This is a genomic window from Denitrobaculum tricleocarpae (genome assembly GCF_007004665.1).
GTDB lineage: Bacteria > Pseudomonadota > Alphaproteobacteria > Kiloniellales > Kiloniellaceae > Denitrobaculum > Denitrobaculum tricleocarpae.
The window spans coordinates 879,164-906,157 of record NZ_ML660052.1 but is presented as its reverse complement, the minus strand read 5'-3'; the positions used below and the strand labels follow the sequence as shown (position 1 = coordinate 906,157).

Below are 26,994 nucleotides of genomic sequence, written 5' to 3'. Positions count from 1 at the left end.
TCTAGCGTTTGGCGAACCCATCAACTATTGTATGGATCAGTCAATCTCCATACGAAAAACATATGCCATGGAACTGCGCCATCTCAGATATTTCAAAGCCGTTGCCGAGGAAGGGCATATCACCCGGGCGGCGGAACGGCTGTCGATCCAGCAACCGCCCCTCAGTCTTCAGATCAAAGCCTTGGAGACGGAGCTGGGCGTAAAGCTGTTCCATCGGCGCCCCAGAGGGGTGGAACTGACCGATGCCGGCGCCTCCTTTCATGCAGATGTCTCGGAGTTGCTCGCGGATCTGGATGCCGCCATCGCGAAAACCAGGCAGGTGGCGCGCGGGGAACAGGGCAACATCGTTATCGGTTTTACCAGCTCGGTCATCTTCCATGCGGCCACCAAAAGCGCCATCCGTGCCTTTCGGGCGGCTTTCCCGGACGTGGCTTTGTCGCTGGAGGAAGACGGTTCGACCAAGCTGATCGACAGCATTGCCCGCAACAAACTCGACGCCGCCTTCGTGCGCACAAGTACATCGCATGTGGAGGGGGTGCAAATTCTGCAGATGCTCGAAGAACCCATGTACCTGGCCGTGCCGATGGATCACCCTCTCGCAAAGAAGACCGCGAAGCCGGTGGAGCTTCACGCGCTGTCGGATCAGCCGCTGGTCCTCTACCGCCGGTCCTCGGGTCCCGGATTGTACGACCGGATTATCACCGCTTGCGCCGGTGCCGGCTTCACGCCGCAAATCGTCCAGGAAGCGCCGCGTGTCGGCTCGACGCTCAACCTGGTGGCGGCGGGACTGGGCATCAGCTTTGTTCCAGGATCACTCTGCGCGTCTCATACGGACGGTATTGCTTACCGCCCGGTGAAGTGCGACCCGCCGCTGCTGGCCCCCATTATGCTCGCCTGCCGCAAGACGGAGGCCTCCGAAGCGGTGAAGTCCTTTATTCAGATCGTCCGGGCCTCCATGGTCGCGAAAAACTGACGACAGTTTCGATCGCAGACATCACGGTTCAGCCTGGCTTCAGATTGGCCGCATAGGTTTCGCAAAACTTCAAGGAGCGAAGCTATGCATGGTCTAACCCCCAAATTTCCGGGTCTCGCGGTGATGGCCCTCTCTTCAGGACTGCTGGATGCCGCCGCCCTCTCCCCTGCCCTCTCCCCTGCCCTCTCCCCTGCCCTCGCCGACAGCATCGCGCCGCTGGATCAGGCCTTGACGCTGGCGCAGGTCGAGAGCCCGTCAGGTCTTCAAACGATCCTGGTTCTGGAAAACGCCCCGGTTCCGGAGAACGGCGTGGTTCCAGAAAGTGCCGGCAGGCCCGATGCCAAAAATGGCGTTCTGGGGCTGAACCTCTCCAAACTTTATGGCAGCAATCCGGACGATCCGCTGACGATGGTTGCATCCCTGGGACCGGCACGTATCCGACAGGATCTGGCCCTGAGCAGCGCTCTGCTGGAACGCTACGCGCGCGAGGACTTCGTGATTTCACCCGCCATCGGCTCCGCGCATGTGGCGGCGGGAACCAACTATTCGGCACATGGTGAAGAGGTGGGCGTCGATGAGGTCTTTCTTTTTCCCAAGTTTTCAGACCCCACGCCACAGGTCACGAAAGTCGAGGCTCGCCCTGGCGGGTTACTGGACTATGAAATAGAGCTCTGCGCGCGTTTTGACCGGGACATCGCCTCTCCACAGGATTTCAGCGCGGCGGTGGTGGGTGTCTTTCTCTGCGGCGACTACACCGACCGGGCAACCCTCATGCGCGAGATCGATACGGACGATGTGGCTTCGGGGCGGGGCTTCACCGATGCGAAGAGCGGCAATGACCGCTTTCCGGTCGGCCCCTTTACCGTGGTTCCGGACGACTGGGAGCAGTTCCTGAGCGGCATCCGCATGACCTTGAGCGTGAACGGTGAGATCCGTCAGGAAGCCAGCGGAGCGGATATGATCATGAAGCTGGACGAGATCGTTCTGGGGTCCCTGAAACAGGGTGGGGAGCTGCGCTGGACACGCGGGGGAGAACGCATTCGATTGATCGAAGAAGGCAGGATCCGCGCGGGACAGGTGGTCCTGACCGGGACGCCGGAGGGTGTCGTTTTCCGTCGACCCACGCGCAGTTTTATCTTCTGGAACGGCGTCAGATGGCTTTTCACCTTTGGATTTCTCGGCGGTAATCCGCTCGACTACGTCATCGAGCGGTTTATCGAAGAGGCCCGCGACGAAGGAAAGTATCTTCAGCCCGGTGATGCCGTCGTGATGCAGGCGAGCTACCTGGGTGAGATTAAGCTGACGGTGACCGAGTGAAGGAAACGGTGACCTTGAGGCCGCCCAACTGAGGGCTTTGGTCCCGCATCAGTCTGAGCTTTTGACGTTTGGCAATGTCATGAACGATAGAGAGCCCGAGCCCGGCGCCGTCACCGGACTTTCGCCCCAGCCGTTCGAACTTCGCGAATGCCTTCTGAAAGTTGGCTTCGCTCATCCCGGGGCCATTGTCCTCGATGCAAATCGATGGGTCGGGGTTTTGCCCGCCGGCAACCGTGACGACTATATGTTTTGGTGTGCCCGCATACTTCACCGCATTTTCCAGCAGATTTCGCAAAAGCGCGTAAACGAGTTCCCGATTGCCCGGCAGTGTCACCGCATCCGGGGCAAACAGTTCGATATCGCCGCGGCTCTCCAAAATCTCCGGGGTGAATTGGGCGATGAGGTCACGCGCAATCGCCACCAGGTCGATGGGCTCCGCGTCGGATGCATCGGAAGCCACAGCCTCTGAGCGGGCCAGTTGCAGAAGCTGTGCAATGAGGCGTGACGCACGGTCCGTCGCGTCGAGCATGCCGTCGATCTGACCACGGATTTGCGGCGTAACGGCCTGCCGGTCGACAGCTTCGGCCTGCGCACGAACGGCCGCCAGCGGCGTGCGGAGCTCATGGGCGGCGTTGGCAATGAAGTGCCGTTCCCGCCGGACGGTCGCGTCCAGCCGGGCGATGAGATCGTTGAGCGCATCCTCGATCTGGGTGAGTTCGCGCAGGCGCGTGTTCAGGCGGATCGGCGTCATTTCGTTCTCTTTGCGCTGCAGGACCGCTGTGGCGGAATCTTCCAAGGGGTGCACAACCTGTGCCACTACCCTGCGTGCAAGCAACAGACTGACCGCACCGACAATCAACCCGACCGCGAAGACAAAAAGCGTGATCGTCAGAATGCCGAAAAAGACCTCCCCTTTCCACAAACCGACAATGACTCTGACTCTCTGATCGGGATCTTCAACACCGTAAAGCCGCCAGTCGATAAAGGGAACCGACCACTCATATCCGAGGAAAGATGAGGGGTAGGACATCTCGCCATGCAGCGGAAGCGCAAGAAGCTGCTCGCTCGGCAGATCGATTGTGGAATAGCGCACGGCGTTGTCGAGGATGACGACGATGAAATAGTCGTTGACCCCGATGTCATCCATTTGGTCCGACAGAAAATTATCGATTCTTCCCACAGACCCGGCATCCTGTTCCCGGGCGGTTTCGAAAGCCATAATTATGTTCACGAGGTGGATCACCCGGCCACGCAACCCCTCGTTAAAATACTGTGTCCCGGCCAGACCGGTCAAAAGTGTTGCGATCACCCAACCTGCGGCCAGGTAGATGTTCAGGCGGCGGTAAAGTATGTCGCGGATCGAGACTGTTTTCCGGGAGCTCGCCTCTAGCATCTTTTCTTCTTCCGGCATCTTTTCTTGTTCCGGCATCTAGTCTTCTCTCGGAATGATGTAACCGACCCCGCGCACCGTCTTGATGAGGTCGGCCCCCAGTTTTCGCCGCAGCTGTGAAACATAAACCTCCAGCGTGTTGCTCTCGGCTTCGCCGCTCCAGCCGTATAGCTTTTCGTCCAGCTCGCTGCGGGTCAGCACCCGCCCACTGTTGACCACCAGGGTCAGGAGCAGATTGAAGAGCTTGGGCGCAAACTCGATGACCTTGCCGTTTTTCCGGACAATCAGACCGGCAGGTTCGATCTCGATGTCACCACAGCGGACAATGTCCTGCGCCTTGGCCGCCTTGCGGCGCGCCAATGCTCTAACCCGCGCCAGCAATTCGTCCATCACGAAGGGCTTGACCAGGTAGTCATCCGCGGAGGCGTCCAGCCCCTTCACCCGGTCCTCGATGGAATCACGCGCCGTCAGAATCAGAACAGGTGTGTTGGCCCCCATGGCCCGCAGCCCCCTGAGAATCGTCAGGCCATCCTCACCGGGAAGACCAAGATCGAGGATGATGACCGTAAAGTCATCGTACTCGGCCGCCGAGCGCAGCGCGACGCCCTCTTCCACCCAATCGACCGTGTACCCCCCTTGCTGGAGGCGGCGCGTCAGGGCGTCACCGATGGCGGGGTCGTCTTCATAAATCAGAATGCGCATTTGGAGCCCTTGGCGGGTTTCAGGTTCACTTCATGTTACGCGGTTAACCTGCTCCCATCAACATTGGAAATATAGAGTTTTACAACTATGAGAGTTATATACTTGGACCGAGCTGTGTCCGCTGCATTGCTCACGGCATGCATGACGCTCATCTCTAGTGAGGGAACTGCTGAAGAAGTTAAATCGCCTGAAAATAAAGATGTTTGGGAATTCGAGCTTGGTGCGGGCGCAACAGTCTCACCCGAGTACGAAGGGTCCGACGAATACGAGCCGGGCGCCGTGCCCTATTTCCATCTGTCCTGGAAAGATACGGTTGTTGCAACCACCAGAGGTGGCGGCCCGGGCCTCTATCTGCAGAAGAGCTGGCGCGATGATTTTTCCACGAGCCTCGGCGTGCGCTATGAAGGCGGCCGGGATCAGGACGACAGCGACGCACTGGATGGCCTGGGCGATCTGGATGTCGGGGCCGTCGCCGTCGGCAACATCGCCTACGAATGGGGGCCGGTCGAATTCTCGGCTGAGCTTGCACACGACCTGACCGGTGACCGCGACGGCACGACGGCCACGCTGGGTGCCGAGTATTCCAAGATGCTGTTTGAAAATCGCGGACGCTTCGCCATCGGCCCGACAGTCACCTGGGCGGATGAAGAGTACATGGACAACACCTTTGGCATATCGCCCACCCAGGCCGCATCGTCACGCAACAACTACAGCCCCTTCGACGCGGAGAGCGGCATCAAGGATGTCGGCCTCAACGCAAGCTTCAGCTATGCCTTCACCGAACATGTCTCGGTCCTGGTTTCCGGCGAATATGCCCGCCTGCTCGGCGATGCCGCCGACAGCCCCCTGGTGGACGACGAAGGAAGCGCCAACCAGTTTCAGGGCCTCGTCGGTCTGATCTACCGTTGGTGACTCTTGGTGGGTCTAGGCTGCCGCGCGAGAACAAGATGAGGCACTATGCAAACCCATCTTGTTCTTGACTTCGGCGATCCGGGATTCATTATGTTGCCCTGGCCGGACAGGTGGCCGACGGTCCGCGTAAAGGGTTGAACCCGCCTCTTATCATGATGTGTTCCACATCTTCTTTCTGCCCGTGAGCTGCGGACGCCGGGCGCTGAGAGAGAAGGTGTTCCATGACCAAAGCCCTCCCACCCCGTCCCGATATCGGCTGGCTGAAAAAGACCGCCAAGCAGCGGCTGAATGAGCTCCAGAGAGACGACCCCGCGCTCAGGCTGCATCACGCCCAACTAGAGACCGCCAGGCTCTACGGCTTTGCGAGCTGGCGTGCGCTCAAGGCACATGTCGACGGCCTGAGCCTGGACGGACAGATCATTACCGCCACCTTGAAGGGGAACGCCCCGGAACTGATGCGGCTGCTCCGCGAGCACCCGGCCAAGATCGGCATCATCGGCGGCCAATGGCAGAAACCGCTGCTGCACCTGGCCGCCGAGCACGGGCATCTCGCCTGTGTCGAGGTCCTGCTGCAGCTCGGCTTCGACGTGAATCTGCGCGATCGCTCCGACCGGGCCTCCGCGCTCTACTGGGCCGCGCAGGGCGGCCACCTCGACATCGTCAAGCGCCTCGTTAAAGCCGGGGCGAAGGTCAGGGGCGAAGACGATGAGCACGAAATGGGCGTCATCGGCTGGGCGACAAATTTCCAGCACCTGCGGCGCGAGGTGGCGGAATTTCTCATGGCGCAGGGGATCAGGGCGACGATTTTTGCGGCCATCGCGCTCGACCGCGGCGACCTGGTCCGGGATTTTGTCAGGGATGATCCGTCGCTGGTCTCCCGGCAGATGAGCCGCTTCGAGCACCACCGCACACCGCTGCACTTTGCCGTCTTCAAGAACCGGCCGGAGATGGTCGCGCTTCTGCTGGAGTTGGGGGCCGACCCGATCGCCAAAGACAGCCGGGGTTACACGCCACTCAACTGCGCCTCCGCCAAAACGGATAAGCGCATCGTGGCGGATCTGATTGCCGCCGGCGCCGATCCTCAGGAGCACAGCACTAACCGCTTCGAATCAGCGGTGCCGATTTTCAATGTCAAAAACGTGCCCGCCTCCATCACCTACTATGTGGAGACACTGGGTTTCCAGAAGGAATGGGACTGGGGTGCGCCCGCGACCTTCGCCTGCGTCTATCGCGATCAGGTGCGGATCTTTCTTTGTCAGGATGCTCAGGGCGCGGCAGGCATGTGGCTCTCGGTCTTCGTCCAGGACGTCGACAGGCTCTATGAGGACTACAAGCAAAAGGGCGCGATCATCCGCCAGGCCCCGACCAATTTTCCCTGGGGCGTGCGCGAAATGAATGTCGAGGATCCGGACGGACATCGCCTGCGCATGGGAAGCGACGCCAGCGGTCCGAGCGACGATGTGCCGCTGAACGAGGAACCTTGAGATGCTTTGACAATTAAAGCAATTTGCGTTTAAACAGACATAAAATTCGCTGCCTCTCTATCAGCAAATTGCTGATCTTGAACGCAAATTTTGAAGTGCTATGATTCAAGAAAAACGCAATTCGCTATAAACTCCTCAAGACCGCCGATCAGTGAAAGTCCCGCGACGGGAAGAGGACCTTGGCCTGATCCCGCGGGTGGCGTGGCCGGGGCACGGGCTTGGTTTTTGCCCCGCGCGGCCCTCCCTTAGGATTGAGGCGCGGCAGCACAGGGTTCTTGAACTCGTCGGCGGGGGAGAGTTCCGGCTGGAAGCTGGTACCGTCGCCCAACTGGTCAAGTAAGGGCGAGAGATCTTCGATGCGGTCGGCCACCAGGTGGATCACGATTCCCTCGCGCTGGATCCGTCCGGTGATGCGCATCAGCCGGGCCGTGACGATGGCGCGCCGGAAGCGCTCGAAGCTTTTCGGCCAGACCACCACGTTGCAGACCCCGGTCTCGTCTTCCAGGGTGATGAAGATCACGCCCGAAGCACTGCCCGGGCGCTGGCGCACCAGGACCAGGCCGCAGACCGTGATGCGCGCGTCCACCGGGATTTCCATTAGGCGGCCGGAAGGCGTGATGCCGGGAAACTCGGGATGCTGGGCCCGCAGCAAAGCCAGAGGGTGCGCCTTGAGAGACAGCCGCAGGGAGGCGTAATCCTCGACCACCTCCTCTCCCAGAGTCTGGGGCGGCAGGACGGCGGCGGGTTCAGACCCCCGATCTTCCTCGCCAGCGGCGGCGAAGAGCGGCAGCGGTGCCTCGCCCAATCCCTTGATCTGCCAGAGCGCCTGCCGCCGGTCCAGAGCCATGGAGGAGAAGGCATCGGCGCGGGCCAAGACATCGAGCGCGCGCGGCGTTAATCCGGCGCGGCGCCAGATGGCCAGGGGGTCGGCATAGCCGTTGCCCCGCGCCGCTACCAGCCAGTCGCCGTCTTCCTGGTTCAAGCCCTTGATCTGCCGCAGGCCGATCCGCAGCGCCATGCTCAGCCCCGCACTATCGGTGGTGCCGCCGGTCTCCAGGGTCGAATCCCAGTCCGAATGGTTGACGTCCGCCGGGCGCACCTCGACCCCGTGTTCGCGGGCATCGCGGATGATCTGCGCCGGGGCGTAGAAGCCCATGGGCTGGCTGTTCAACAAAGCGCAGGCGAAGGCCGCCGGGTAGCGGTACTTCATCCAGGCGGAGACATAAGCCAGGAGGGCAAAGCTCGCCGCATGGCTTTCAGGAAAGCCGTATTCGCCGAAACCCTCGATCTGCCGGAAACAGCGTTCGGCAAAGTCCTGCTCATAGCCGCGCCGGACCATGCCGTCGATCATCTTTTGCCGGAAAGTATGAATGGTCCCGCTGTTGCGGAAGGTCGCCATGGCCCGGCGCAGCTTGTCGGCCTCACTCGCGGTGAAGCCCGCCGCCACCATGGCGATGGACATGGCCTGCTCCTGGAACAGCGGCACGCCGAGCGTCTTTTTCAGAACCCGCTCCAGCTCCTTGGAAGGGTAATGCACCTCCTCCTCGCCGTTGCGCCGCCGCAGATAAGGATGCACCATGTCGCCCTGGATCGGGCCGGGCCGGACGATGGCGATCTCGATCACCAGATCGTAAAAATTGCGCGGCTTCATACGCGGCAGAAAGTTCATCTGCGCCCGGCTCTCGACCTGAAACACCCCGATGGCATCGGCCCGGCAGAGCATGTCGTAGACGCCGCTGTCCCGGCCCGGCACGGAGCTGAGGTCGAAGCTGGCACCGTAATCCCGGCGGATCAGATCGAAGCCCTTGCGCAGGCAGGTCAGCATTCCCAGGGACAGCACATCGACCTTCAGAATCCCAAGCGCATCCAGGTCGTCCTTGTCCCACTGGATCACCGTGCGGTCCTCCATGGCCGCATTCTCGACCGGCACCAGTTCGTCCAGCCGCCCCCGGGTCATAACGAAGCCGCCGACATGCTGTGAAAGGTGCCGGGGAAAGCCGGTGATCTCCGCCGCCAGGTCCAGCGCCAGACGCAGGCGATCCTCCTCGGGCTTCAGGCCGATCTCGCGCACCCGCTCGTCGCTCAACCCGTCGCGGGACCAGCCGGAGGCCTGGGTGGCCAGCGCCGCGATGGTATCCGCGCTGAGGCCCATGGCCTTGCCCACGTCGCGGATTGCCCCCCGGGTGCGGTAATGGATCACGGTCGCCGTCATGCCCGCGTGGGCGCGGCCGTATTTTTCGTAGATGTACTGGATGACCTCTTCGCGGCGCTCGTGCTCGAAATCCACGTCGATATCCGGCGGCTCGTTCCGCTCACTGCTGATAAAGCGTTCGAACAGCAGATCCGTGCGGTCCGGATCGACCGCCGTCACCCCCAGGCAATAGCAGACCGCCGAATTGGCCGCCGAACCGCGCCCCTGACAGAGGATGCCGACGGACCTGGCGAACTCAACCAGGTCATGCACGGTCAGGAAGTAGGGTGCATAGGAAAGCTGGCCGATCAGATCCAGTTCATGCTGAACCTGTTTTTTGACCCGTTCCGGAATCCGGCCCGGATAGCGCCGGCGGGCGCCCTTCCAGGTCAGGTGCACCAGTTCCTCCTGCGGACTGCGGCCTTCGCGGGTGGTTTCGTCCGGATAGTCGTAGCGCAGTTCGTCAAGGCTGAAGGAACAGCGTTCGACGATCTCCAGGCTGCGCGTCAAAGCCTCGGGATGGTCCCGGAACAGGCGCGCCATTTCTTCCGCCGACTTCAAATGGCGTTCGGCATTGTCGAGCACTCTGTAGCCCGCCGTGTCGATGGTGCATTTTTCCCGCACGCAGCTCAGCACATCCGCCAGCGCCCGGCGCGACGGGCTGTGCATCATGACGCCGTTGCTGGCCAGCAACGGGATCTCCAGGCTCCGCGCCAGATCGGAGAGACGGCACAGCCAGCGGGTATCGTCGCCCCGGTAACGGTAGCGCGCGGCCAGATAAAGCCGTCCGGACAGCAGCGCGCCCCAGCTTTGCAATTCCTCCCGGTAGCGCGGAAAGACCTCGTTGCTTTCATGGGCCTCGGCTTCCAGTTCCTCGGGTGGAATGGCGACGAAGAGCATGCCCTCGTGCCAGTCCCTGAGGTCTTCGCGGTAGAGCAGGCACGCGCCCTTCTCGGCCCGGCGGCGGCCCAGGGTCAGCAGGCGGCAGAGCCGGCCATAGGCGGTCCGGTCCATGGGAAAGGCCAGCAGATCCTCTCCATCCTCAAAGCGCAGGCGGGCGCCGACCACCAGCCTCATATCCGTTTCCCTGGCTGCAAGATGCGCCCGCACCACCCCGGCCAGGCTGTTGACGTCGGCGATGCCCACCGCCTTCAAACCCAGCGCCGCCGCCTGCAGCACGAACTCATCGGGATGAGACGCGCCCTGCAGAAAAGTGAAGTTGGACATCACATCCAGTTCGGCGTAGCCGGGTGAATTTTCCATGGTGTCTTCCCTCTTCATGCGAAGAGTCCGTGCAGGAACCAGGTTACGGGTACACCGCTGCGCAGCGGTCCCTCGCGGTAAAGCCAGAAGCGCCGCCCGGCCTCGTCCTCGACCCGCCAATAGTCGCGCGCGCCTTTCGACCAGGCGGGATCCCTCCGCCACCACTCCGGGGACAAACGCTCCGGTCCTTCCGCCGCCCGGACCTTGTGACGCACCCGCCGCCAGACGAAAAGCGCCGGCGGGGTTCCCGGCTCGCCCGGCGGCAGGAGGGACAGGGTTTCGACCGCTTCCGGCATCTTTAGAAGACGGGCCGGGCGCAGGAGTCGGGCCGGCCAGGGTGCCCCCGCGCCGTGAGGTGCAATAGCGGCATCGGCATCTGACGTCGCATCTGACGTGATATCTGACAGGGCATCGCTTTGTGCCGCGGAGACCGAGCGGTAGGCACGTTCGGGCAGATAGCTGGCCACCGGCTGCAGCCTTTGGATCCGTTCGAACCCCAGACGGTTGCCCAGGAGGTCGATCAGAGGCGCCGTGCCGTTTTCGCCGGCGGCCCCACCGGAGGCATCTCCCTCCGGCGTTCCGACGGGGATCGCTTCCTGGAGCGCCCCCAGAGGTTCCACGCCGCTGGCCGAAAGGACCAGAGCCTCGAAACCGAAAGCCGCATCCAGTTGACTCAGATGTTCGGCGAAAAGCCGCGCCAGCTGCTTGGGGTCGCGCAGGGGCCGGGCCGTCCCGATCTCCAGGCGCTGGGTGTCGCCATCCACCCGGTGGCACTGAAACTCCAGACGGCGGCAGCCGTATTGCGCCTGCCGCAGCCGGGCACAGAGCTTTTGCAGGAGGCGTTTAAGCGCCTCGGCAATGTCATCGGCCTGTACCAGCGGTTCGGGAAAAGCCATGCGTACCCGGTAGGGCCGTTCATGGGCGCGCGGGGTGATAGGCTCCGCCGCGCTGCCCAGGGCCTGGTCCAGGCGGCGCACCACATCCAGCCGGAAACGGTTGGCCAGGGAGATCCGCGACAGGCCATAGAGATCGCCGATCCGCCGAAGTCCCAGGCGTGACAATTTCGACAGGGTCTCTGACTCCAGGCGCAGGGCCGCGACCGGCAAGGGCGCCAGAGCCGCCCTGGTGCCGCCGGAGGGAATCACCTGCCGGTCTTCCCCGCAGCGGGCAAAGGCCCAGGCGCCGCCGGGCGTGTCGGCCAGAGCCCCGCGGACGCTAAAACCATAACCGCTCAGCCGCTCCAGAAGGTCATTCAGCAAAGCCTCTTCTCCGCCGCGCAGATGGGCGCAGCCGGTCACATCCAGCCAAAGACCATCCGGGCCATCCAGGGACACCCAGGGTGTGTAGGCTCCGCACCAGCGGGCCAGGCGCTCCATCATGGCGGCGTCGGCCCGCTCGTCGGCTGGCAGCGTGAAAAGATCCGGCAGCACCGCCCGGGCATCGGCCAGCGCCATCCCGGGCGCGATCCCGGCCAGCTCCGCGGCCCGCGTCACGGCCGAAATGACGACCCGGTTGCCGGTCTCGGCCGTCACCGCCAGCGCCTTATCCCACCAGGCGTTGCCCTGAGGATTGCTCTGACGGCGGATCAACCTGTCCGTCGGCAGCCTCGGCAACCAAAGAGAAACGATACGCCTTTGCATCCCACTTCACCGTCCAGGCGCCGCTACCGCCATTCCGGCAACGGCGCAATGAAAGCCGCCAGGCCATCGTGCCCGCGGCATTATCGCTGTTTCTGGCGGCATCGACCGACCAGCGGGAGAAGGCCGCGCTGGGCGCTTTTGCCTGCACCTCCCGGCCGGAACGCCCGGCCCCGGCGATTTTCCGTCTTCCGGCCGGCGGAGCTTTCGAAACCTGATCCCGCCAGGCCGATTGCACGAGAAAACCGGTCACGCCGCTTTTCTCCGCCGCCAGTTGAAGCCGGCGGCTGGCCGTCAGATCAACCCCGGCAGACAGCTCCCCGACCACGGCGCCCAGGGCCCGGCAGCGCAAACCGTCTTCCATGGCTGCCAGAATTTCCCGCGGCTTGCGGCAACGCGCGACGATCAAACGCCGGTAATCCAACCCAAAAGCCGAAAGGCCCGGCGGATAGAGTTCGCTGCCCGCCAGAGCATCCGCACACCAGAGCACCGGTCCCTTCAGGCGGCCGGAGATAATCGCGGCAAAAGCTTCGGCCCCTTCGCCGGCGAATTCATGCAAGCACCCCGTCCGCAAGCCGGGCGACGCTTCGTCAGACAAAAGACGATCCACCTCCGAAAGCCCAAGCGCGACGCTCTTGCCGGTTTTCTCACTCCAACCACTGCGTTCGATCTTGCGGAGTTCTTCCCGCAGGGCCGCAAGCTTCTTAGCCGCTGCGCCGGAAGGCTCCCGCTTTGGGGCATTCGAACGAAACATTTCGCCGCCAAACTCCCGGTTACTCCAATTTGTTCCTGTTTTGTTCTAACTGTTCTATAGATAAAGAGTCAATAAACCCTGGATTGGAAAACCCGCTCTTCGGATGGGACGAGACTCTCAAAGCCGGTCTTCGGGACCGGGGTGCTGCGCGGAATGCAGGCCCCCGGTTACGGACGGACAAATGTCAATTGAAACAAAGTTGTGCGCATCACACCGGCGTTATCAATCGGGAAAGAGTTTGTCTTTTATAAATAAGGATAACCTAGGGTAGCAACCTGCTCCGTCTCAAGCACTTAACAGGAGATAACGCGGAGAAACGCCGGAAAGACACCACAAAACAGTTGGTTAGAGAGAAAGCAACAAATCGTAAAACGATGAAGATGTCCCGTCCCAAAACCCTGTCACGCTATTTCCCGCTGGCTGTTTTTTTATGCCTGGCCTCGGCGGTTTTGGGCGTTTCCTGGTTTCTCTCTCATAACCAGACGGCCGCGATCCGCAACGAGGCCAATCTCATCGGGCAGCAGACTGCCGGACAGCTTGAGGACCACATCGCCAACCACCTGAGCATCATCGAGCACATTCGTAACCTCTGGATGAAGGGCCAGATCAACAATCACGATGCTTACGTGGAAACCGTCGAATCACTTCAACTTCAGTTCTCGGGTTTTCAGGCCATCAATTGGGTCAACCCGGAAGGGGTCATTCAATGGGTCGCCCCTGTCGCAGGGAACGGACCCGCCTTGGGCGCCAACCTGGCCGAACACCCCATCGCCGGGGAATTGATGGAACGGACCCTGAGGAGCAACCGGGATATGGCAACACGGCCGGTCATGCTGCTTCAAGGCGGCAAAGGCTTCACAACCTTCTATCCGCTGATTCGAGACGGCCGGCTGGAGGGGTATCTGAACGGCGTTTTCCGGGTCGAATCCCTGATGACGGAAGCGCTCGCCCAGGTCGCGAGAAGCGATTACCGGATCACGATCCGGGACGGCGAGCACGCCCTCTACAGCCGCGGAACGGCTTCCGGGGACGACGCCTTCACCACCACGCACAGTGTCAAACTGCTCAACCGGACCTGGGACCTGTCCCTGACGCCCGGCCCGGACTCAATCGCGGCCCAGTCGATGAACGCAGATAAAATCGTCCTGGTGCTGGGCCTGCTGCTTTCGATCGGCCTGGCCTATCTGCTGCGGCTGGTGACCCTGCGCCAGGAAGCACTCTGGGCCGCCGAAGAGAGCTACAGCGGACTCTTCGAAAACGCCACCGAGGGCATCTACCGCAGCCTGCCGGACGGCACCTGCATCGGCTGTAACCCCGCCATGGTCAAGCTGAACGGTTTCACCAGGGAGTCGGAACTCCTGACCGCCGTCAGCTCCGAATCCAATTCCTGGTATGTGGATGCGGGCCGCCGAGAGGAATTCTTCCGTCTTATCAACCGGGATGGCCGGATCGATAACTTCATTTCAGAAGTTCACCGTTTGAGCGACGGGCAGCGCATTTGGGTCAGCGAGAACGCCTATGTCATCCGCGACGAAGACGGCGAGGTGCTCGGGTATCAGGGCACGGTCATGGATATCACCGAGCGCCGGCGGGCCAACGAAATTCTGCGCCGCGAACGGGAATTCGTCGTCGCCATGCTGGACACCGCCGAAGCCCTGATCTGCGTGATCGACATGGACGGGCAGGTCGTACGCTTCAACAAAGCCTGCGAGCGCCTGTCGGGTTACAGCCTGTCGGAAGTCATTGGCCGGCCGGTCTACGACTTCGTCATTCCCGATCAGGACCACGACAGCCTCAAGAACATGCTCAGCAGCCTGCGCATGGGGGTCTACCCGAACACCCACCTCAACTACTGGACCTGCCGGAAGGGCGGCCAACGCCTGATCGAGTGGTCCAATACGGCCCTGCGAGACGAGTCCGGCAAGGTCGCCTATTGCGTTGCCATCGGCATCGACGTGACCGAGCGCAAACAGGCGGAAGAAGATCTGCAACTGGCCAAGGAAGAAGCGGAATCGGCGAACCGGGCAAAATCCGAGTTCCTGGCAAACATGAGCCACGAACTGCGCACGCCCCTGAACGCGGTCATCGGTTTCGCGGAGATCCTGGAAAATCAGATGTTCGGCGAAATGGGCGATTCGCGCTACGGCGATTACGCGCGGGACATCCGGACCAGCGCGACTCACCTGCTGGGCATCATCAACAACATCCTGGATCTCTCGAAAGTCGAAGCCGGACGCCTGGAACTGATCGACGCGCCAACCGATGTCGCCGACGTCCTGTCAAGTTGCCTCAATATCGTGAAGGCCATGACCCATGCCAACGAAGTTTCCTTCCGAATCGAAGCGGACGCAGATCTTCCCTACCTGATGACCGACGAGCGCATGTTGCGTCAGATCCTCCTGAACATTCTCTCCAACGCCTTGAAGTTCACCCCTGCCGGCGGCCGGATCACCGTGACACTGAAGAACGAGCCGGAGAAAGATGCCTACAGGATCATCATTGCCGACACGGGAATCGGCATGACCGCCGAGAATATCACCAAAGCCCTGACGCCCTTCGGTCAGGTCGAAAGCTCGCTCAGCCGGAAATACGACGGCACCGGATTGGGGCTGCCCCTCTCCCGCTCCCTGATCGAGCTGCACGGCGGACGCCTGAAGATCGAGAGCGAGCCGGAAAAAGGCACCGAGGTCACCTTGCACTTCCCCGGCAACCGCATCGTTCAGCGCAAATCGCTCCGGGAAGATACGTCGCAGGCCAATTCCGCCTGACCGGCAGATTGCATCCCTGAAAACCCCGAAAAGACGGCACGATCAGGCGAAAGGCGGCGCAACACCCTCCTGTTCGATCGTCCGCTTCACCGCAGGACGCTCCAGAAGCCGCTCAATGAGCGCGCCGGTATTGGTCAGGCTGCGCGGCGGACGTGTCATCCCGCGGCCCCAACGCGACAGCATCAGCAGATAAAGATCGCAGACGCTGATCTGCTCGCCCAGCAGATAGGGCTTACCTTCCAACGCCGCCTCCAGAATATCGAAGCTGCCGTTCAGGCGCGCTTCCGCCGCCGCGGCCACTGCATCCTTGCCGGCCTGGTCAGTGGTGTAACGGTGGCTGTAAAAATACATCAGATAGGTCGACTGGATCGTATTGGTCATGTAGCACAGCCATTTATAAAGCTGCGCGCGCTCAGGTGAACCCAGGGCCGGCGTCCATTCTGAATCAGGATTGCGGTCCAGAATATGCAGGCAGACCGCGACCGTCTCATGCAGGACCAGGCGGTCCGCCCCCTCGCCATCGATCAGAACGGGAATCAGGCCGGAGGGGTGCAGTGCCAGATATTCCGGCGTCTTATGCTCCTTCTTGGTCCGGTCGACGAATTTGAGCTCGTAGGAAACGCCAAGCTCCTCGAGCAGCATGTGGGGTGTGATGCTTGCGTTTCCGGGATAGTAGTAAAGCTGAAGCATTGCTGTCGTTTCCGTTCTGATTTCCGGCCGAAGAATCGGAGGCTGAGGACTCGGGAACAGGGAAATCCACCTTCGCGCCGGATGCAAAGCTTTTTCGGAGAGAGGCCGCATTTTTAATTCTCGTCCCAATGAACCAATCGGACCCTCCGCACGACTGATACAGACTGGGATAGCATTCAAGGCAGCAACGCGTCAGGGTCAATGCGAAGCCTCGCCCAAACGCCTGTTCTTCCGGATATCGTGATGACAACCCGTCTTTCCATCTGCAGGGACTTCGCTGAAAAGCAGTGGGAGCTGCCCATCGACGGCCCGCGCCTGTTGATCGCATGGCCCGAAATTCCCGGATGCGAAGATGAAGCGGTGCCCGGAACGGTTCAAAACCTGCTTTGCCGGAGCATGACTTCCGGCCATGACGTCGCCTGGCTTGGCGGAGAGGAGCTTTCCGGCGTCGAAAGCCGCCGTCTCACGCCCGGTCTTCGGGCGTGGCCAGAGAATATCTGGCGGCGCCTCACCGGGCGGCCCCAAGATGCCTGGCTTCTTCGCAGCGGCGATGCGGCAAGAGCCGAAAGGCTGTTCGACGCGATGGGCTTTTGCTGGAGCCAACGCGGGCAGATTGCTCTGCTGATCCCACCCGCCATCTCCTTCGAGCCGGAGCGGGCGCAGTTGCTGGCATCGATCGGTACACAAAAGCTGGCACCCTTGGAGACACTTTGGTCGCACGGCGCCGCCGCTTGCGTTTTACCCGGCGTGGACGGCTGCGTGGCCGGGGTTTATGCCCGGAATCCGCAGGCTATTGATGGCTTCACAACGACACTCAAGACCATTGCAGCCGCCTCGGACGTCAAGCTGGAAGAATGCGAAGAAGCAAACCTGTTCGGTTAATACCGGAACCTCAGAACACTATTAAAAATTTGAATAGGCAAAAAAAATTTTGCTATAGGTAAATTTTTAATAACAGTGTATCCAATCATACCGATTCCGCTTAGGCTGTTTCGCAAGAAGTGTCCTCCCCCGGATCTCTTGGTCGGAAATGAGGCAACCCTGCGGAACAGAGTGTTTTGACAAAACAGGTCCAATGAGAATGACTCCGACCCGGACGCCGTTCGCCGACACCGCTGACAGGCTCGCTATGCTTTACAGCGAGTCCTTTGGCGGCAAGGCCAAGGGCAGATACCGCATCCCCACGAAGCTGGTCCGCCAACTCGCCGGCCGGCGCCGCCTTTACGAAGACGACATTCGCACATTGACCCGTGAGATGTTCGAGCGCGGCTATGTTCTCATCGACATGGAGAGTTTCTTTGTGGTGATGGGGGCCAATAGCTTTGTGAACTACCGCCGTGCGAACGAAGATGTCCTGCCATGAAAAACCTGCAGCGCCAGAAACCCAAACCCCGTGAAAGACAGATCATCGGCTGGCGCGAGATGGTGGGCCTGCCCGAGCTTGGAATCTCCGCCTTGCGGGCCAAGATCGATACCGGTGCTCGGACATCCGCCTTGCACGCAGTTGATCTCCGCGTCTTCGAGAAAGACGGCATGCATTGGATCGAGTTTCACGTTCCGCAGCCCGGCAAGCCCAGATCCGAGCGCTGCAGCGCCCGTCTGGTGGATGAGCGGCAAATCAAGAACACCAGCGGCGTTCCCGAAGACCGCTATGTGATCGAGACCCTTCTGGTGTTCGGGAAACGTCATTGGCATATGGAAGTGTCGCTTGCGGATCGGGAAAAAATGGAATTCGACCTGATTCTGGGCCGAACCGCCGTGCGCAGAAGAAAGCTGCTGGTCGATCCAGGAAAGTCATTCCTGGTGGGCCCGCCCGGCGGGGCCTCCCCCGATCAATCCGACAAGCCCGATCAATCCGACAAGAAAGCAGACACCGCAATCAAACGGCCGCGACCGCGCAAGACGTCTCGCGCAAACCACCTCCAGACAGGGAGCTAAAAAAATGAAAATCGCGATGATGGCACGAAATCCGGATCTCTATTCTCACCGGCGCCTGAAAGAGGCGGCCGAGGAACGCGGGCACGAGCTGGATATCATCAATACCCTGCGATGCTATATGAATATCGCCTCGCGCCGTCCCGCGATCTACTACAACGGCGAGAAGCTGCAGCACTACGACGCCGTCATCCCGCGGATCGGCGCTTCGGTCACCTATTATGGCCTGGCGGTGTTACGCCAGTTCGAGGTCATGGGGGTTTATCCCCTGAACGAATCCGTTGCCATCGGCCGGTCGCGGGACAAGCTGCGATCACTGCAGATCCTCTCCCGCGAAGGCATCGGCCTGCCCGTCACGACCTTCGCCCATGATCCAAAGCAGACCGAGGAAGTCTTGGAGCTGGCCGGTGGTGCCCCGCTTGTGATCAAGCTCCTGGAAGGCACCCAGGGGATCGGCGTGGTCCTCGCGGACAGTGATCGTTCGGCCAAGTCCGTGATCGAGGCTTTTCGGGGCGCGAAGGTCAACATTCTGGTGCAGGAGTTCATCAAGGAAGCCGGTGGCACCGACATCCGCGCGCTGGTGGTCGGCGGCAAGGTCGTGGCCGCCATGCAGCGCCAGGGCGCAGAGGGTGATTTCCGCTCCAACCTGCATCGTGGCGGCAGCGCCCAGATGATCAAGATCTCGCCGGAGGAACGCTCCACCGCCATCCGCTCGGCGAAGGCCATGGGCCTGAACGTCTGCGGTGTCGATATGCTGCGCTCCAATCACGGTCCCGTGGTCATGGAGGTCAATTCCTCACCGGGCCTGGAGGGGGTCGAGAGAGCCACGGGCATCGACGTCGCCGGGAAGGTCATTGAGCTGATGGAAAAGCAGGCCAAACCGGGTAAGACCAAAACCAAGGGCAAGGGTTGATGCCGGACCAATCGGCGTTTCAGATCGGCAAGCACCGGGTGCCGGCGGGCACCCGGCGAACCGTTGATCTCCCAGTCAGCGTTCTGTCGGATCACACGCCGGTTTCCATGTCGGTTCATGTGGCCCATGGACGTCGCCCCGGGCCGACGCTCTTCGTCAGTGCCGCGATACATGGCGATGAAATCATCGGAGTCGAGATTGTCCGGCGGCTTTTACGCGCGCCAAGCCTCGACAAGCTGAAAGGTACGTTACTCGCCATTCCGATCGTGAACGCCTACGGCTTCATGAACCATTCGCGCTACTTGCCCGACCGCCGCGACCTCAACCGGGTTTTCCCGGGCAGCCCGCAAGGCTCCCTCGCCTCCCGCCTTGCACATATCTTCATGACGGAAATCGTCGGGCGCTCGGACGTGGGGATAGATCTGCACTCCGCCGCCATCCACCGCACCAACCTGCCGCAGATCCGCGTGACGCCGTCGAAACCGGAAACCATGGAACTGGCCGAAGTCTTTGGCGCGCCCCTGGTGCTGACGTCAAAGACCCGGCCCGGTTCGCTGCGCCAGGCCGCACAGGACCTCGGCATCGATGTCCTGCTCTATGAAGCCGGCGAGGGTTTGCGCTTTGACGAATTCGCCGTGCGCGCGGGGGTGACCGGCATTCTGCGCATCATGCATCACCTGAAAATGATCCCGGCGCGCGGAATCACGAAGCTGAAGGCCGCGCCGATCCAGTCCTCCTCGAGCTTCTGGCAACGCGCCCCGGCGGGTGGTCTGCTGCGCGCCTTCAAGACTATCGGCGACGAGGTCGAAGAAGGCGACGTGCTGGGCATCATCTCCGATCCCTTCGGCGAACTGGATAGCGAAATCTTCGCCGAGGAGGACGGCCTGGTGATCGGTCGCAGCAATCTGCCTGTCGCCAACGAGGGCGACGGCCTTTTTCACATCGCGCGGCTCAAACGCAACGACGACGCGGGAGCGACGATCGACAGCCTAACGACACAGCTCAACGAAGATCCCCTCTTCGACGAGGATGAAATCATATAAGATCGACGACACCTCAAGGTAGAGCCTATGACGACGCTCCTGAACGATCCCCTGATTGTGCGCGGACTGGTCACGGTCGCGCTGTTGTTGCTGGTCGCGGCTCTGCGCCTGTTGTTGTTCCGCCTGATCCGCCGGGGCGCGGACGTGCTTCAGGAAGACCAGCGGCGCCAACTCTTTTACACACGCAGCGCTCTCAGCGCGCTTCTGGTGATCGGCCTGCTGGTCATCTGGCTTGGGCAGCTGCAGAACCTGCTGCTCTCCCTGACCGCCGTAACCGTCGCCATTGTCATCGCGACCAAAGAGCTGCTGATGTGTATCAGCGGCTTCGTGCTCCGAACCGGGGCGAGCGTCTTCTCGATTGGCGACAGAGTTGAAGTCGACGGCATTCGAGGTGAAGTGACGGATCACAGCGTGCTGTCGACGACCCTTCTGGAACTTGCGCCCGCTTCACAAGGTGACGGCTACAGCGGCCGGACCGTGGTTCTGCCAAACAGCGTTTTTCTGCAGCATCCGGTCCGGAACGAAAACTTCTCGCCGTCCTTCGCCCTGCACAGTTTCGACATTACGCTCGAAACCCGTGTCAATGTCGCCATGGCGCTGCACTGGCTGCAAACCAAGTCGGATCAGCTCTGCGAGCCCTTTCTTGAAGCCGCAAAGCGCAGTAACGCGATGGCTGAGAAGAAACTCGGCGTCGACATTCAAGGCCCGGAAGCCAGCATCAGCCTGGGCACAAGCGATCTGGGCCGGACGGTCTTCCGCATCTCGCTTTTTTGTCCGAAGAAGGAGGTCTTCGCGCTGGAAAAGTTGATCACGGCAGGCTTTCTCGACGCGATCGGCAGCGATGTGATTCCTCTCAGCACCGCTCAAGTCGCTAAATAACTGTCACAGCCACTTGCGAAGTCTGAAAACGACGAAAAGCAAAACACCGATCACACAGGAAGCGATGGTGACGACCGCAAAACCATAGGGCGAGTCCACACCCGGCATCCCCCCTACGTTGATGCCGAAGAGCCCGGTCAGGAAACCCAGAGGCAGGAATATGGCCGCGGCGACCGACAGGATATAGCTGTTGCGCCCCAGGGCAGAGGCATGACGGGTCTCAAGATGGTCCTGCATGGCGGTCAGCCGTTCGGAGATGGCATCCAGGGCTTCGATCGTCCGGGTTGCCCGGTTCGCCGTCTCCCGCAACAGGTCGCTGTGGCCCTGATCGAGCAAAGCACTCTGCCATTGAGAGAGGTCGTTCAGGGCCTCGCACTGCGGTCGGACAAAACGGCGCAGCTTGATGACGCTTTGCCGCAAAATCACAAGCTCGCCGCTCAGCCCGGATGACTCGCCCAGCAATTTCTCTTCGAGCGCATCGGTTTCCTCCTCCAGATCCAGCGATACCCGCTCGATCCGCTTGCTCAGCTCATAGGTCAGGAGATTCAGAAAATCGGCGATAGCAACCGGCGCCTTGCCCGCGTCGATCGCCTTGCGAAGGGCATCGACAGCCCAGAGCTTTCGGAGGCGCGCAGTCACGATCAGCCCGGGCCGCACCCAGAGACGCAAGGACACCATGTCCTCCGGATCGTTGCCCGGATTGAGATTGACGCCGCGGAGATTCAGCAGGACGCCATCCTCGAAGACATCGCAGCGGGGACGCGTTTCGCTCTGACGCAACGCATAGGCTGCGACGGGCGGGAGCTTTTCATCGGTCCATGCCTCAAGCGCCGGATCGGTAAGGTCGAAGTGCAGCCAACGGTAGCCGTCCGAAATGGCTGAAGCCGCATCCGGCCAGGGTTCCTCCAGCAGAACCGCCTGACCGTCCGGACCGATGTCAAATGCACAGATGGGATGCAGGGTTTTGTCGGACACTCCGTCCTCCGATGCCGTTTGTAATTGACCTTCACGCGGGAACGATCACATTCCAGGCGGCCGGAAAGCAAGCGCGGTCGTACCCTGAACGCAGAGAGAACTCCGCCCACAGCCCGCAGACCCCGGCAGCGCCGAAAGCAAGAGAGCCGGAGTGTTGAACACTCCGGCTCTCTTTTTCTCCACTGCAGCAAGCCGCAGTTACGTCATCGGATGCCCTATCCCGGGATCTCCGGCATCAGGCTTACTCACTTCAGGCTTACTGCCAGCGCTTGATGAGTTCCTCGTAAGCGATGGTCTCGCCCTGGGGTTTCTCATTCTCGAGCTGAGCTTTCGGACCGTTCTCCTTGCCGAGCCACGCGGATGCGTCCTGCTCGTCATTGAGACGCGGGCCGCAGCCGCCATAAACGTTGGCCTGCTCATCGGCAGCCTGCATGCGGGCCATGACCTGGTCCATCTCACCAGCGAGACGGTCCATGGCTTCCTGCGGGGTGAAGGCACCGGAGTTCACGTCACCGATGTTCTGCCACCAGAGCTGTGCCAGCTTCGGATAGTCGGGCACGTTGATGCCGGTTGGGGACCAGTTGACACGGTCAGGCGAGCGATAGAACTCGACCAGACCACCGAGGTTCGGCGCCCGCTCGGTGAAGCTTTCATGCCGGACCGTGGAGTCGCGGATGAAGGTCAGACCAACGTGGCTTTTCTTCACGTCGAGAGTCTTGGAAACCACGAACTGGGCGTAGAGCCAGGCGGCTTTCGCGCGATCGACCGGGGTCGACTTCAGGATCGTCCAGGAACCGGCATCCTGATAGCCGAGCTTCTGGCCTTCCTGCCAATAAGGGCCGTGCGGGCTCGGCGCCATCCGCCAAAGCGGCTTGCCTTCGTCGTCGACAGTGTTGTTGCCTTCGGACTTCGGCGCAACCATGGACGCGGTGAAAGCGGTGTACCAGAAGATCTGCTGAGCAACGTTACCCTGGCTCAGAGCCGGCAGCGACTGATAGAAGTCGTAGCTGGCTGCGCCCGGAGGGGCGTATTTGCGGAGCCATTCGTCCCACTTGCGGATCGCGTAGACCGAAGCCGGACCGTTGGTTTCGCCACCACGGGTGACGCTGGCACCGGCCGGGTTACAGGAACCCGCTTCCATGCGGATGCCCCATTCGTCGATCGGAACACCGTTCGGCGTGCCTTTGTTGCCGGTGCCGGCCATGGAAAGCCAGGCATCGGTCATACGCCAGCCCAGATCGGGCGCGCGCTTACCGTAGTCCATGTGGCCGTAGATGCGTACGCCGTCGATTTCCTTGACGTGAACGCTGAAGAACTCGGCGATGTCTTCATAGGCGGACCAGTTTACCGGAACGCCCAGGTCATAGCCGTACATCTCCTTGAACTTGGCCTGCAGCTCGGGCTTGTCGAACCAGTCTTTGCGGAACCAGTAAAGGTTCGCGAACTGCTGGTCAGGCAGCTGATAGAGCTTGCCATCCGGGCCGGTCGTGAAGGACTTGCCCATGAAGTCGTCCAGATCGAGACCCGGATTGGTCACGTCCTTGCCTTCGCCTTCCATGAAGTCGGAGAGGTTGTAGGCGAGCTGAAGACGCGAGTGCGTGCCGATCAGATCGGAGTCGTTGATGTAGGCATCGTAAAGGTTACGACGGGTCTGCATCTGGGTCTGAACCGCCTGTACGACTTCACCTTCGCCCAGGAGCTGGTGATTCACCTTGATCCCGGTGATCTCCTCGAAGGCTTTGGTCAGGGTTTCCGACTCATAGCTGTGCGTCGGGATCGTCTCCGACAGCACGTTGATCTCCATGCCCTTGAAAGGCTCGGCGGCTTTGATGAACCAGTCCATCTCGGACAGCTGCTCGTCACGCGACAGTGTCGATGGCTGGAACTCGTTATCAACCCATTTCTCCGCTTCGGCCATGCCGGCGACGGCGGGACCGCCCCCGTACAGCAAAGCCACAACGGCGGCTGATGCCATTAGCTTTCTCATTTTCCCTCCTCCCTTGAGGTTTTAAACACCCGTTAAACCGGGCCCGAAAAGCGCCACGTCAGAGCTTGCACCCCCGTAGCCAAGTTCGCCAGCGCCCTTCTGCATATCCGGCACCTGCGTGCCTGGAGCGAAGGCGAATTCCCACATACTATTCTCTACACCCAGCGAAAGATCGCGACTGCGACAATCACCGAAAGTATGGTCGCGATCCACAGCGGTCCCGTCGCCAGTCCCAGCCAGGCCAGATGAATGTAGGCGCTGGTGAGCAGCGAAATGAACAGGCGGTCGCCGCGGGTCGTGTCCAAACCAAGCACTCCGGTGCGCGGATCGCCGCCGGGGCGCGCCATCTCCCAAATACTCATGCCGATCAGAAACACGGCGATCATGATGAAGAAGGTTGCGGTCTGCCAGGTCCAGGCCATCCATTCGAGACCCATGATCAAACCCTCCCCATCGCAAAGCCCTTGGCGATATAATTCCGCACGAAATAGATCACGATCGCGCCCGGGATAATCGTCAGCACACCCGCCGCCGCCAAGAGTCCCAGCTCATAGCCGGAGGTACTGGCCGTCCGGGTCATGACCGCGGCAATCGGCTTGGCCTCGACCGAGGTCAGCGACTTGGCCAGCAGCATCTCGACCCAGGAGAACATGAAGCAGAAAAACGCGGTCACGCCGATCCCGCTGCCGATCAAGGGCATGAAGATCTTGGTGAAGAAACGCGGGAAGGAATAGCCGTCCAGATAGGCCGTCTCGTCGATTTCCTTGGGCACGCCGGACATGAAGCCTTCCAGGATCCAGACCGCCAGCGGAATGTTGAAGAGACAGTGCGCCAGGGCGACCGCCAGATGGGTATCGAAAAGACCGATCGAGGAATAGAGCTGCAGGAACGGCAGAGCGAAGACCGCCGGCGGCGCCATGCGGTTGGTCAGCAGCCAGAAGAACAGATGCTTGTCCCCCAGGAAGCGGTAGCGGGAGAAAGCATAGGCTGCCGGCAATGCGAAGGAGACCGAGATGACGGTGTTCAGCCCGACATAGGCGATCGAATTGATGTAACCGCTGTACCAGGTCGGATCGGTGAAGATCTTGACGTAGCTCTCGACCGTGAACTCCGCCGGGAACCAGGAGAAGCCCCCGAGGATCTCGTTCGTGGTCTTGAAGGACATGTTCAGCAGCCAGTAGATGGGCAGCATCAGGAAGACGATATAGAGGGTCGGCACCAGCCAGCGGAGACGGGTCATGATTTTTCTCCCTGCATGGTGATGGTGTAGAAGAGCCAGCAGACCAGCAACGTCATCAGGAAGTAGATGATGCTCATGGCCGAGGCGATCCCGAGATTAAACTCACCCAGCGCCGCCTTGACCAGATCGATCGACAGCACGGTGGTCGAGTTGCCCGGCCCGCCGCCGGTCAGAACGAAAGGCTCGGTGTAGATCATGAAGCTGTCCATAAAGCGCAGCAGGATGGCGATGGTCAGCACGTGTTTCATCTTGGGCAGCTGGATGTAGCGGAAGACCGCCCAGCGCGAGGCGCCGTCGATCTGCGCCGCCCGGTAATAGTTCTCGTCGATCGACTGCAGACCGGCGTAGGCCAGCAACACCACCAGCGACGTCCAGTGCCAGACATCCATCAGAATCACCGTGAACCAGGCCGAAACGGGCTGCTGCGTGAAGTCGTAGGGAATGCCGAGCCAGTTCAGTCCGTAGCCGAGCAGACCGATATCGGGCAGCGCGTAGATATTCCACATGGCGCCGACCACGTTCCAGGGGATCAGCAGCGGCAGCGCCATCAGCACCAGACAGACCGAAGCCCAGAAGCCCGAGCGCGGCATGGCGAGCGCGATGGCCACACCCAGCGGAATCTCGATGGCGAGAATGGTTGCGGTCAAAGAGAACTGCCGCCCCAGCGCCCCGTGGAATCGCTCGGAGGCCAGGACTTCGCTGAACCAGCGCGTGCCCTCGAAGAAGAAGACGTTGTTGCCGAAGGTATCCTGAACCGAATAGTTGACCACGGTCATCAGAGGCACGACGGCGTTGAGTGCCACGATCACGAGCACCGGTAAAACCATGAACCAAGCTTTGTTGTTCTGTACCTTATTCATGGCTCAGGCCTCTCCGCGCACAAGGTGGGAGTCGTGATAGATGCCGATCCGCGTCGGGTCGATCACCGCGCTGGCCTCGGCCGGGACTTCGGCGCCCTCGGGCAGGACGGCATTGAAGCTGCAGCCTTCGAGCAAGCCGCGGACAATCTTGAAGCGGCCGATGTCCTCGACCGCTGAGATGGAAACCGGAATCCCCTCGCCATTGGCCGAGAGCTTCACGAACTCGGGGCGCACGCCCATCTCGACCTGACCCTCGAGCGGCGCGTAGCGGCGCGGCAGGGCGATTTCCTGACCGCCCAGCTGAAGCCGGTCTCCGGCAACGCTGCAGGGCACCACATTCATACCGGGCGAGCCGATGAAATATCCGACGAAGGTGTGCGCCGGTTCGTCGAAGAGCTCCTCCGGTGTGCCGATCTGCACCACCTCGCCTTCGTACATCACCACAACCTTGTCGGCGAAGGTCAGCGCCTCGGTCTGATCGTGGGTCACGTAGATCATGGTGTGACCGAACTCGTGATGCAGTTCTTTCAGCTTGGTGCGCAGCTGCCACTTGAGATGCGGGTCGATGACGGTCAGCGGCTCGTCGAAAAGGATCGCGTTGACGTCGTAACGCACCAGACCACGCCCGAGCGAGATCTTCTGCTTCTCGTCGGCGGTCAGGCCCTGCGCCTTGCGGTTCGCCTTGTCACCCAGGTCCAGGACCTTGATCATGTCGGCGACACGCTTGTCGATCTCGTCCCTGGGCACCTTGCGGTTGACCAGGGGAAAGGCGAGGTTCTGGGCCACAGTCATGGTGTCGTAGATCACCGGGAACTGGAAGACCTGGGCGATGTTGCGCTGTTCGGGCGCGTACTGCGTGACATCCTCCTCGCCGAAGAGAATGCATCCGCGCGACGGCACCAGAAGTCCCGAGATGATGTTCAGCAGCGTGGTCTTGCCGCAGCCCGAAGGTCCGAGCAGGGCATAGGCGCCGCCGTCCTCCCAGACATAGTCGATTTCCTTCAGGGCGAAATCCGCTTCGCTCTGCGGGTTCGGGAAGTAGGAATGAGCAAGTTTATCAAGTGTTATCTGTGCCATGGTC

23 protein-coding genes are annotated in these 26,994 nt (G+C 61.1%); 11 read left to right on the top strand and 12 right to left on the bottom strand.

Going from position 1 to position 26,994, the window contains the following annotated elements:
• Positions 1–67 precede the first annotated feature (67 nt).
• Together FKG95_RS04140 and FKG95_RS04135 are read left to right on the top strand one after the other, a co-directional pair.
• On the top strand, positions 68–973 hold the full coding sequence (locus FKG95_RS04140) for a LysR family transcriptional regulator (RefSeq protein WP_142895015.1): 906 nt from the start codon (positions 68–70) through the stop codon (positions 971–973).
• 84 nt (positions 974–1,057) lie between these two features.
• Entirely contained in the window at positions 1,058–2,290 is a 1,233-nt protein-coding gene (locus tag FKG95_RS04135; RefSeq protein ID WP_142895014.1) for a fumarylacetoacetate hydrolase family protein, read from the top strand.
• Here the strand turns inward: FKG95_RS04135 and FKG95_RS04130 are convergent.
• Positions 2,268–3,719, bottom strand: a complete 1,452-nt coding sequence (locus FKG95_RS04130; protein ID WP_142895013.1) for a sensor histidine kinase — start codon at positions 3,717–3,719, stop codon at positions 2,268–2,270. The genes FKG95_RS04135 and FKG95_RS04130 overlap by 23 nt on opposite strands.
• Positions 3,720–4,382: a response regulator transcription factor gene (locus FKG95_RS04125; protein ID WP_142895012.1), complete on the bottom strand. Its 663-nt coding sequence runs from the start codon at positions 4,380–4,382 to the stop codon at positions 3,720–3,722.
• A 141-nt stretch (positions 4,383–4,523) separates the two neighbouring features.
• Between FKG95_RS04125 and FKG95_RS04120 the strand changes: the two genes are divergently transcribed.
• Positions 4,524–5,294: a MipA/OmpV family protein gene (locus FKG95_RS04120; protein ID WP_179953918.1), complete on the top strand. Its 771-nt coding sequence runs from the start codon at positions 4,524–4,526 to the stop codon at positions 5,292–5,294.
• A 221-nt stretch (positions 5,295–5,515) separates the two neighbouring features.
• Positions 5,516–6,778: an ankyrin repeat domain-containing protein gene (locus FKG95_RS04115; RefSeq protein ID WP_142895010.1), complete on the top strand. Its 1,263-nt coding sequence runs from the start codon at positions 5,516–5,518 to the stop codon at positions 6,776–6,778.
• Positions 6,779–6,926: 148 nt separating this feature from the next.
• On the opposite strand, the gene FKG95_RS04110 is transcribed toward FKG95_RS04115, so the two are convergent.
• From FKG95_RS04110 to FKG95_RS04100, 3 genes are read right to left on the bottom strand one after another with little or no spacing between them, the layout of a single operon-like run.
• Positions 6,927–10,232, bottom strand: a complete 3,306-nt coding sequence (locus FKG95_RS04110) for an error-prone DNA polymerase (protein WP_142895009.1) — start codon at positions 10,230–10,232, stop codon at positions 6,927–6,929.
• Between the two features lie 14 nt (positions 10,233–10,246).
• Entirely contained in the window at positions 10,247–11,821 is a 1,575-nt protein-coding gene (locus tag FKG95_RS04105; RefSeq protein ID WP_179953917.1) for a Y-family DNA polymerase, read from the bottom strand.
• Positions 11,775–12,623, bottom strand: a complete 849-nt coding sequence (locus FKG95_RS04100) for an ImuA family protein (RefSeq protein WP_142895007.1) — start codon at positions 12,621–12,623, stop codon at positions 11,775–11,777. Before FKG95_RS04100 ends, FKG95_RS04105 begins: the two co-directional genes overlap by 47 nt.
• A 380-nt stretch (positions 12,624–13,003) precedes the next feature.
• Between FKG95_RS04100 and FKG95_RS04095 the strand changes: the two genes are divergently transcribed.
• Entirely contained in the window at positions 13,004–15,391 is a 2,388-nt protein-coding gene (locus FKG95_RS04095; RefSeq protein WP_179953916.1) for a PAS domain S-box protein, read from the top strand.
• A 42-nt stretch (positions 15,392–15,433) separates the two neighbouring features.
• Here the strand turns inward: FKG95_RS04095 and FKG95_RS04090 are convergent, their stop codons facing one another.
• Complete coding sequence (locus FKG95_RS04090) at positions 15,434–16,081, bottom strand: glutathione S-transferase family protein (RefSeq protein ID WP_142895005.1); 648 nt, start codon at positions 16,079–16,081, stop codon at positions 15,434–15,436.
• A 243-nt stretch (positions 16,082–16,324) separates the two neighbouring features.
• Here FKG95_RS04090 and FKG95_RS04085 point away from each other — a divergent pair, with 243 nt between their 5' ends.
• The 6 genes from FKG95_RS04085 to FKG95_RS04060 all read left to right on the top strand — a co-directional run bounded on the left by FKG95_RS04085 (position 16,325) and on the right by FKG95_RS04060 (position 20,851).
• Positions 16,325–16,963, top strand: coding sequence for a hypothetical protein (locus FKG95_RS04085; RefSeq protein ID WP_142895004.1), 639 nt, complete (start codon positions 16,325–16,327; stop codon positions 16,961–16,963).
• A gap of 193 nt (positions 16,964–17,156) precedes the next feature.
• Entirely contained in the window at positions 17,157–17,444 is a 288-nt protein-coding gene (locus FKG95_RS04080; RefSeq protein WP_218940056.1) for a hypothetical protein, read from the top strand.
• Positions 17,441–18,019, top strand: a complete 579-nt coding sequence (locus FKG95_RS04075; protein WP_142895003.1) for an ATP-dependent zinc protease family protein — start codon at positions 17,441–17,443, stop codon at positions 18,017–18,019. Before FKG95_RS04080 ends, FKG95_RS04075 begins: the two co-directional genes overlap by 4 nt.
• A gap of 4 nt (positions 18,020–18,023) precedes the next feature.
• Complete coding sequence (gene rimK / locus FKG95_RS04070; protein WP_142895002.1) at positions 18,024–18,929, top strand: 30S ribosomal protein S6--L-glutamate ligase; 906 nt, start codon at positions 18,024–18,026, stop codon at positions 18,927–18,929.
• The gene (locus FKG95_RS04065; RefSeq protein ID WP_142895001.1) at positions 18,929–19,972 is read left to right on the top strand and encodes a succinylglutamate desuccinylase/aspartoacylase family protein; all 1,044 of its coding nucleotides are present in this window, start codon (positions 18,929–18,931) and stop codon (positions 19,970–19,972) included. Before rimK ends, FKG95_RS04065 begins: the two co-directional genes overlap by 1 nt.
• A 27-nt stretch (positions 19,973–19,999) precedes the next feature.
• Complete coding sequence (locus FKG95_RS04060) at positions 20,000–20,851, top strand: mechanosensitive ion channel domain-containing protein (RefSeq protein ID WP_142895000.1); 852 nt, start codon at positions 20,000–20,002, stop codon at positions 20,849–20,851.
• 3 nt (positions 20,852–20,854) lie between these two features.
• Here the strand turns inward: FKG95_RS04060 and FKG95_RS04055 are convergent, their stop codons facing one another.
• The 6 genes from FKG95_RS04055 to FKG95_RS04030 form a co-directional block, all read right to left on the bottom strand.
• The gene (locus FKG95_RS04055; RefSeq protein ID WP_142894999.1) at positions 20,855–21,826 is read right to left on the bottom strand and encodes a zinc transporter ZntB; all 972 of its coding nucleotides are present in this window, start codon (positions 21,824–21,826) and stop codon (positions 20,855–20,857) included.
• A gap of 256 nt (positions 21,827–22,082) precedes the next feature.
• Positions 22,083–23,813 carry an ABC transporter substrate-binding protein gene (locus FKG95_RS04050; protein ID WP_142894998.1) on the bottom strand — a complete coding sequence of 577 codons (1,731 nt, stop codon included), beginning with the start codon at positions 23,811–23,813 and terminating at the stop codon, positions 22,083–22,085.
• Positions 23,814–23,968: 155 nt separating this feature from the next.
• The gene (locus tag FKG95_RS04045; RefSeq protein ID WP_142894997.1) at positions 23,969–24,250 is read right to left on the bottom strand and encodes a DUF2160 domain-containing protein; all 282 of its coding nucleotides are present in this window, start codon (positions 24,248–24,250) and stop codon (positions 23,969–23,971) included.
• Positions 24,251–24,252: 2 nt separating this feature from the next.
• A complete protein-coding gene (locus FKG95_RS04040) occupies positions 24,253–25,053 on the bottom strand; it encodes a carbohydrate ABC transporter permease (RefSeq protein ID WP_142894996.1) in 801 nt (266 codons plus the stop codon).
• The gene (locus FKG95_RS04035) at positions 25,050–25,913 is read right to left on the bottom strand and encodes a carbohydrate ABC transporter permease (RefSeq protein WP_142894995.1); all 864 of its coding nucleotides are present in this window, start codon (positions 25,911–25,913) and stop codon (positions 25,050–25,052) included. Before FKG95_RS04035 ends, FKG95_RS04040 begins: the two co-directional genes overlap by 4 nt.
• A 3-nt stretch (positions 25,914–25,916) precedes the next feature.
• Positions 25,917–26,990 carry an ABC transporter ATP-binding protein gene (locus FKG95_RS04030; RefSeq protein ID WP_142894994.1) on the bottom strand — a complete coding sequence of 358 codons (1,074 nt, stop codon included), beginning with the start codon at positions 26,988–26,990 and terminating at the stop codon, positions 25,917–25,919.
• Between the last annotated feature and the right edge of the window lie 4 nt (positions 26,991–26,994).

Excerpts from the sequence above, each read along its gene's own strand:
- FKG95_RS04065 (WP_142895001.1), top strand. The coding sequence starts at position 18,929 with ATGCCGGACCAATCGGCGTTTCAGATCGGCAAGCACCGGGTGCCGGCG.
- FKG95_RS04135 (WP_142895014.1), top strand. The coding sequence starts at position 1,058 with ATGCATGGTCTAACCCCCAAATTTCCGGGTCTCGCGGTGATGGCCCTC.
- FKG95_RS04115 (WP_142895010.1), top strand. The coding sequence starts at position 5,516 with ATGACCAAAGCCCTCCCACCCCGTCCCGATATCGGCTGGCTGAAAAAG.
- FKG95_RS04120 (WP_179953918.1), top strand. The coding sequence starts at position 4,524 with ATGACGCTCATCTCTAGTGAGGGAACTGCTGAAGAAGTTAAATCGCCT.
- FKG95_RS04125 (WP_142895012.1), bottom strand. The coding sequence starts at position 4,382 with ATGCGCATTCTGATTTATGAAGACGACCCCGCCATCGGTGACGCCCTG.
- FKG95_RS04080 (WP_218940056.1), top strand. The coding sequence starts at position 17,157 with ATGAGAATGACTCCGACCCGGACGCCGTTCGCCGACACCGCTGACAGG.
- FKG95_RS04035 (WP_142894995.1), bottom strand. The coding sequence starts at position 25,913 with ATGAATAAGGTACAGAACAACAAAGCTTGGTTCATGGTTTTACCGGTG.
- FKG95_RS04140 (WP_142895015.1), top strand. The coding sequence starts at position 68 with ATGGAACTGCGCCATCTCAGATATTTCAAAGCCGTTGCCGAGGAAGGG.
- FKG95_RS04085 (WP_142895004.1), top strand. The coding sequence starts at position 16,325 with ATGACAACCCGTCTTTCCATCTGCAGGGACTTCGCTGAAAAGCAGTGG.
- FKG95_RS04075 (WP_142895003.1), top strand. The coding sequence starts at position 17,441 with ATGAAAAACCTGCAGCGCCAGAAACCCAAACCCCGTGAAAGACAGATC.
- FKG95_RS04110 (WP_142895009.1), bottom strand. The coding sequence starts at position 10,232 with ATGGAAAATTCACCCGGCTACGCCGAACTGGATGTGATGTCCAACTTC.
- FKG95_RS04100 (WP_142895007.1), bottom strand. The coding sequence starts at position 12,623 with ATGTTTCGTTCGAATGCCCCAAAGCGGGAGCCTTCCGGCGCAGCGGCT.
- FKG95_RS04060 (WP_142895000.1), top strand. The coding sequence starts at position 20,000 with ATGACGACGCTCCTGAACGATCCCCTGATTGTGCGCGGACTGGTCACG.
- FKG95_RS04095 (WP_179953916.1), top strand. The coding sequence starts at position 13,004 with ATGTCCCGTCCCAAAACCCTGTCACGCTATTTCCCGCTGGCTGTTTTT.
- FKG95_RS04090 (WP_142895005.1), bottom strand. The coding sequence starts at position 16,081 with ATGCTTCAGCTTTACTACTATCCCGGAAACGCAAGCATCACACCCCAC.
- rimK (WP_142895002.1), top strand. The coding sequence starts at position 18,024 with ATGAAAATCGCGATGATGGCACGAAATCCGGATCTCTATTCTCACCGG.
- FKG95_RS04040 (WP_142894996.1), bottom strand. The coding sequence starts at position 25,053 with ATGACCCGTCTCCGCTGGCTGGTGCCGACCCTCTATATCGTCTTCCTG.
- FKG95_RS04130 (WP_142895013.1), bottom strand. The coding sequence starts at position 3,719 with ATGCCGGAACAAGAAAAGATGCCGGAAGAAGAAAAGATGCTAGAGGCG.
- FKG95_RS04045 (WP_142894997.1), bottom strand. The coding sequence starts at position 24,250 with ATGGGTCTCGAATGGATGGCCTGGACCTGGCAGACCGCAACCTTCTTC.
- FKG95_RS04030 (WP_142894994.1), bottom strand. The coding sequence starts at position 26,990 with ATGGCACAGATAACACTTGATAAACTTGCTCATTCCTACTTCCCGAAC.
- FKG95_RS04050 (WP_142894998.1), bottom strand. The coding sequence starts at position 23,813 with ATGAGAAAGCTAATGGCATCAGCCGCCGTTGTGGCTTTGCTGTACGGG.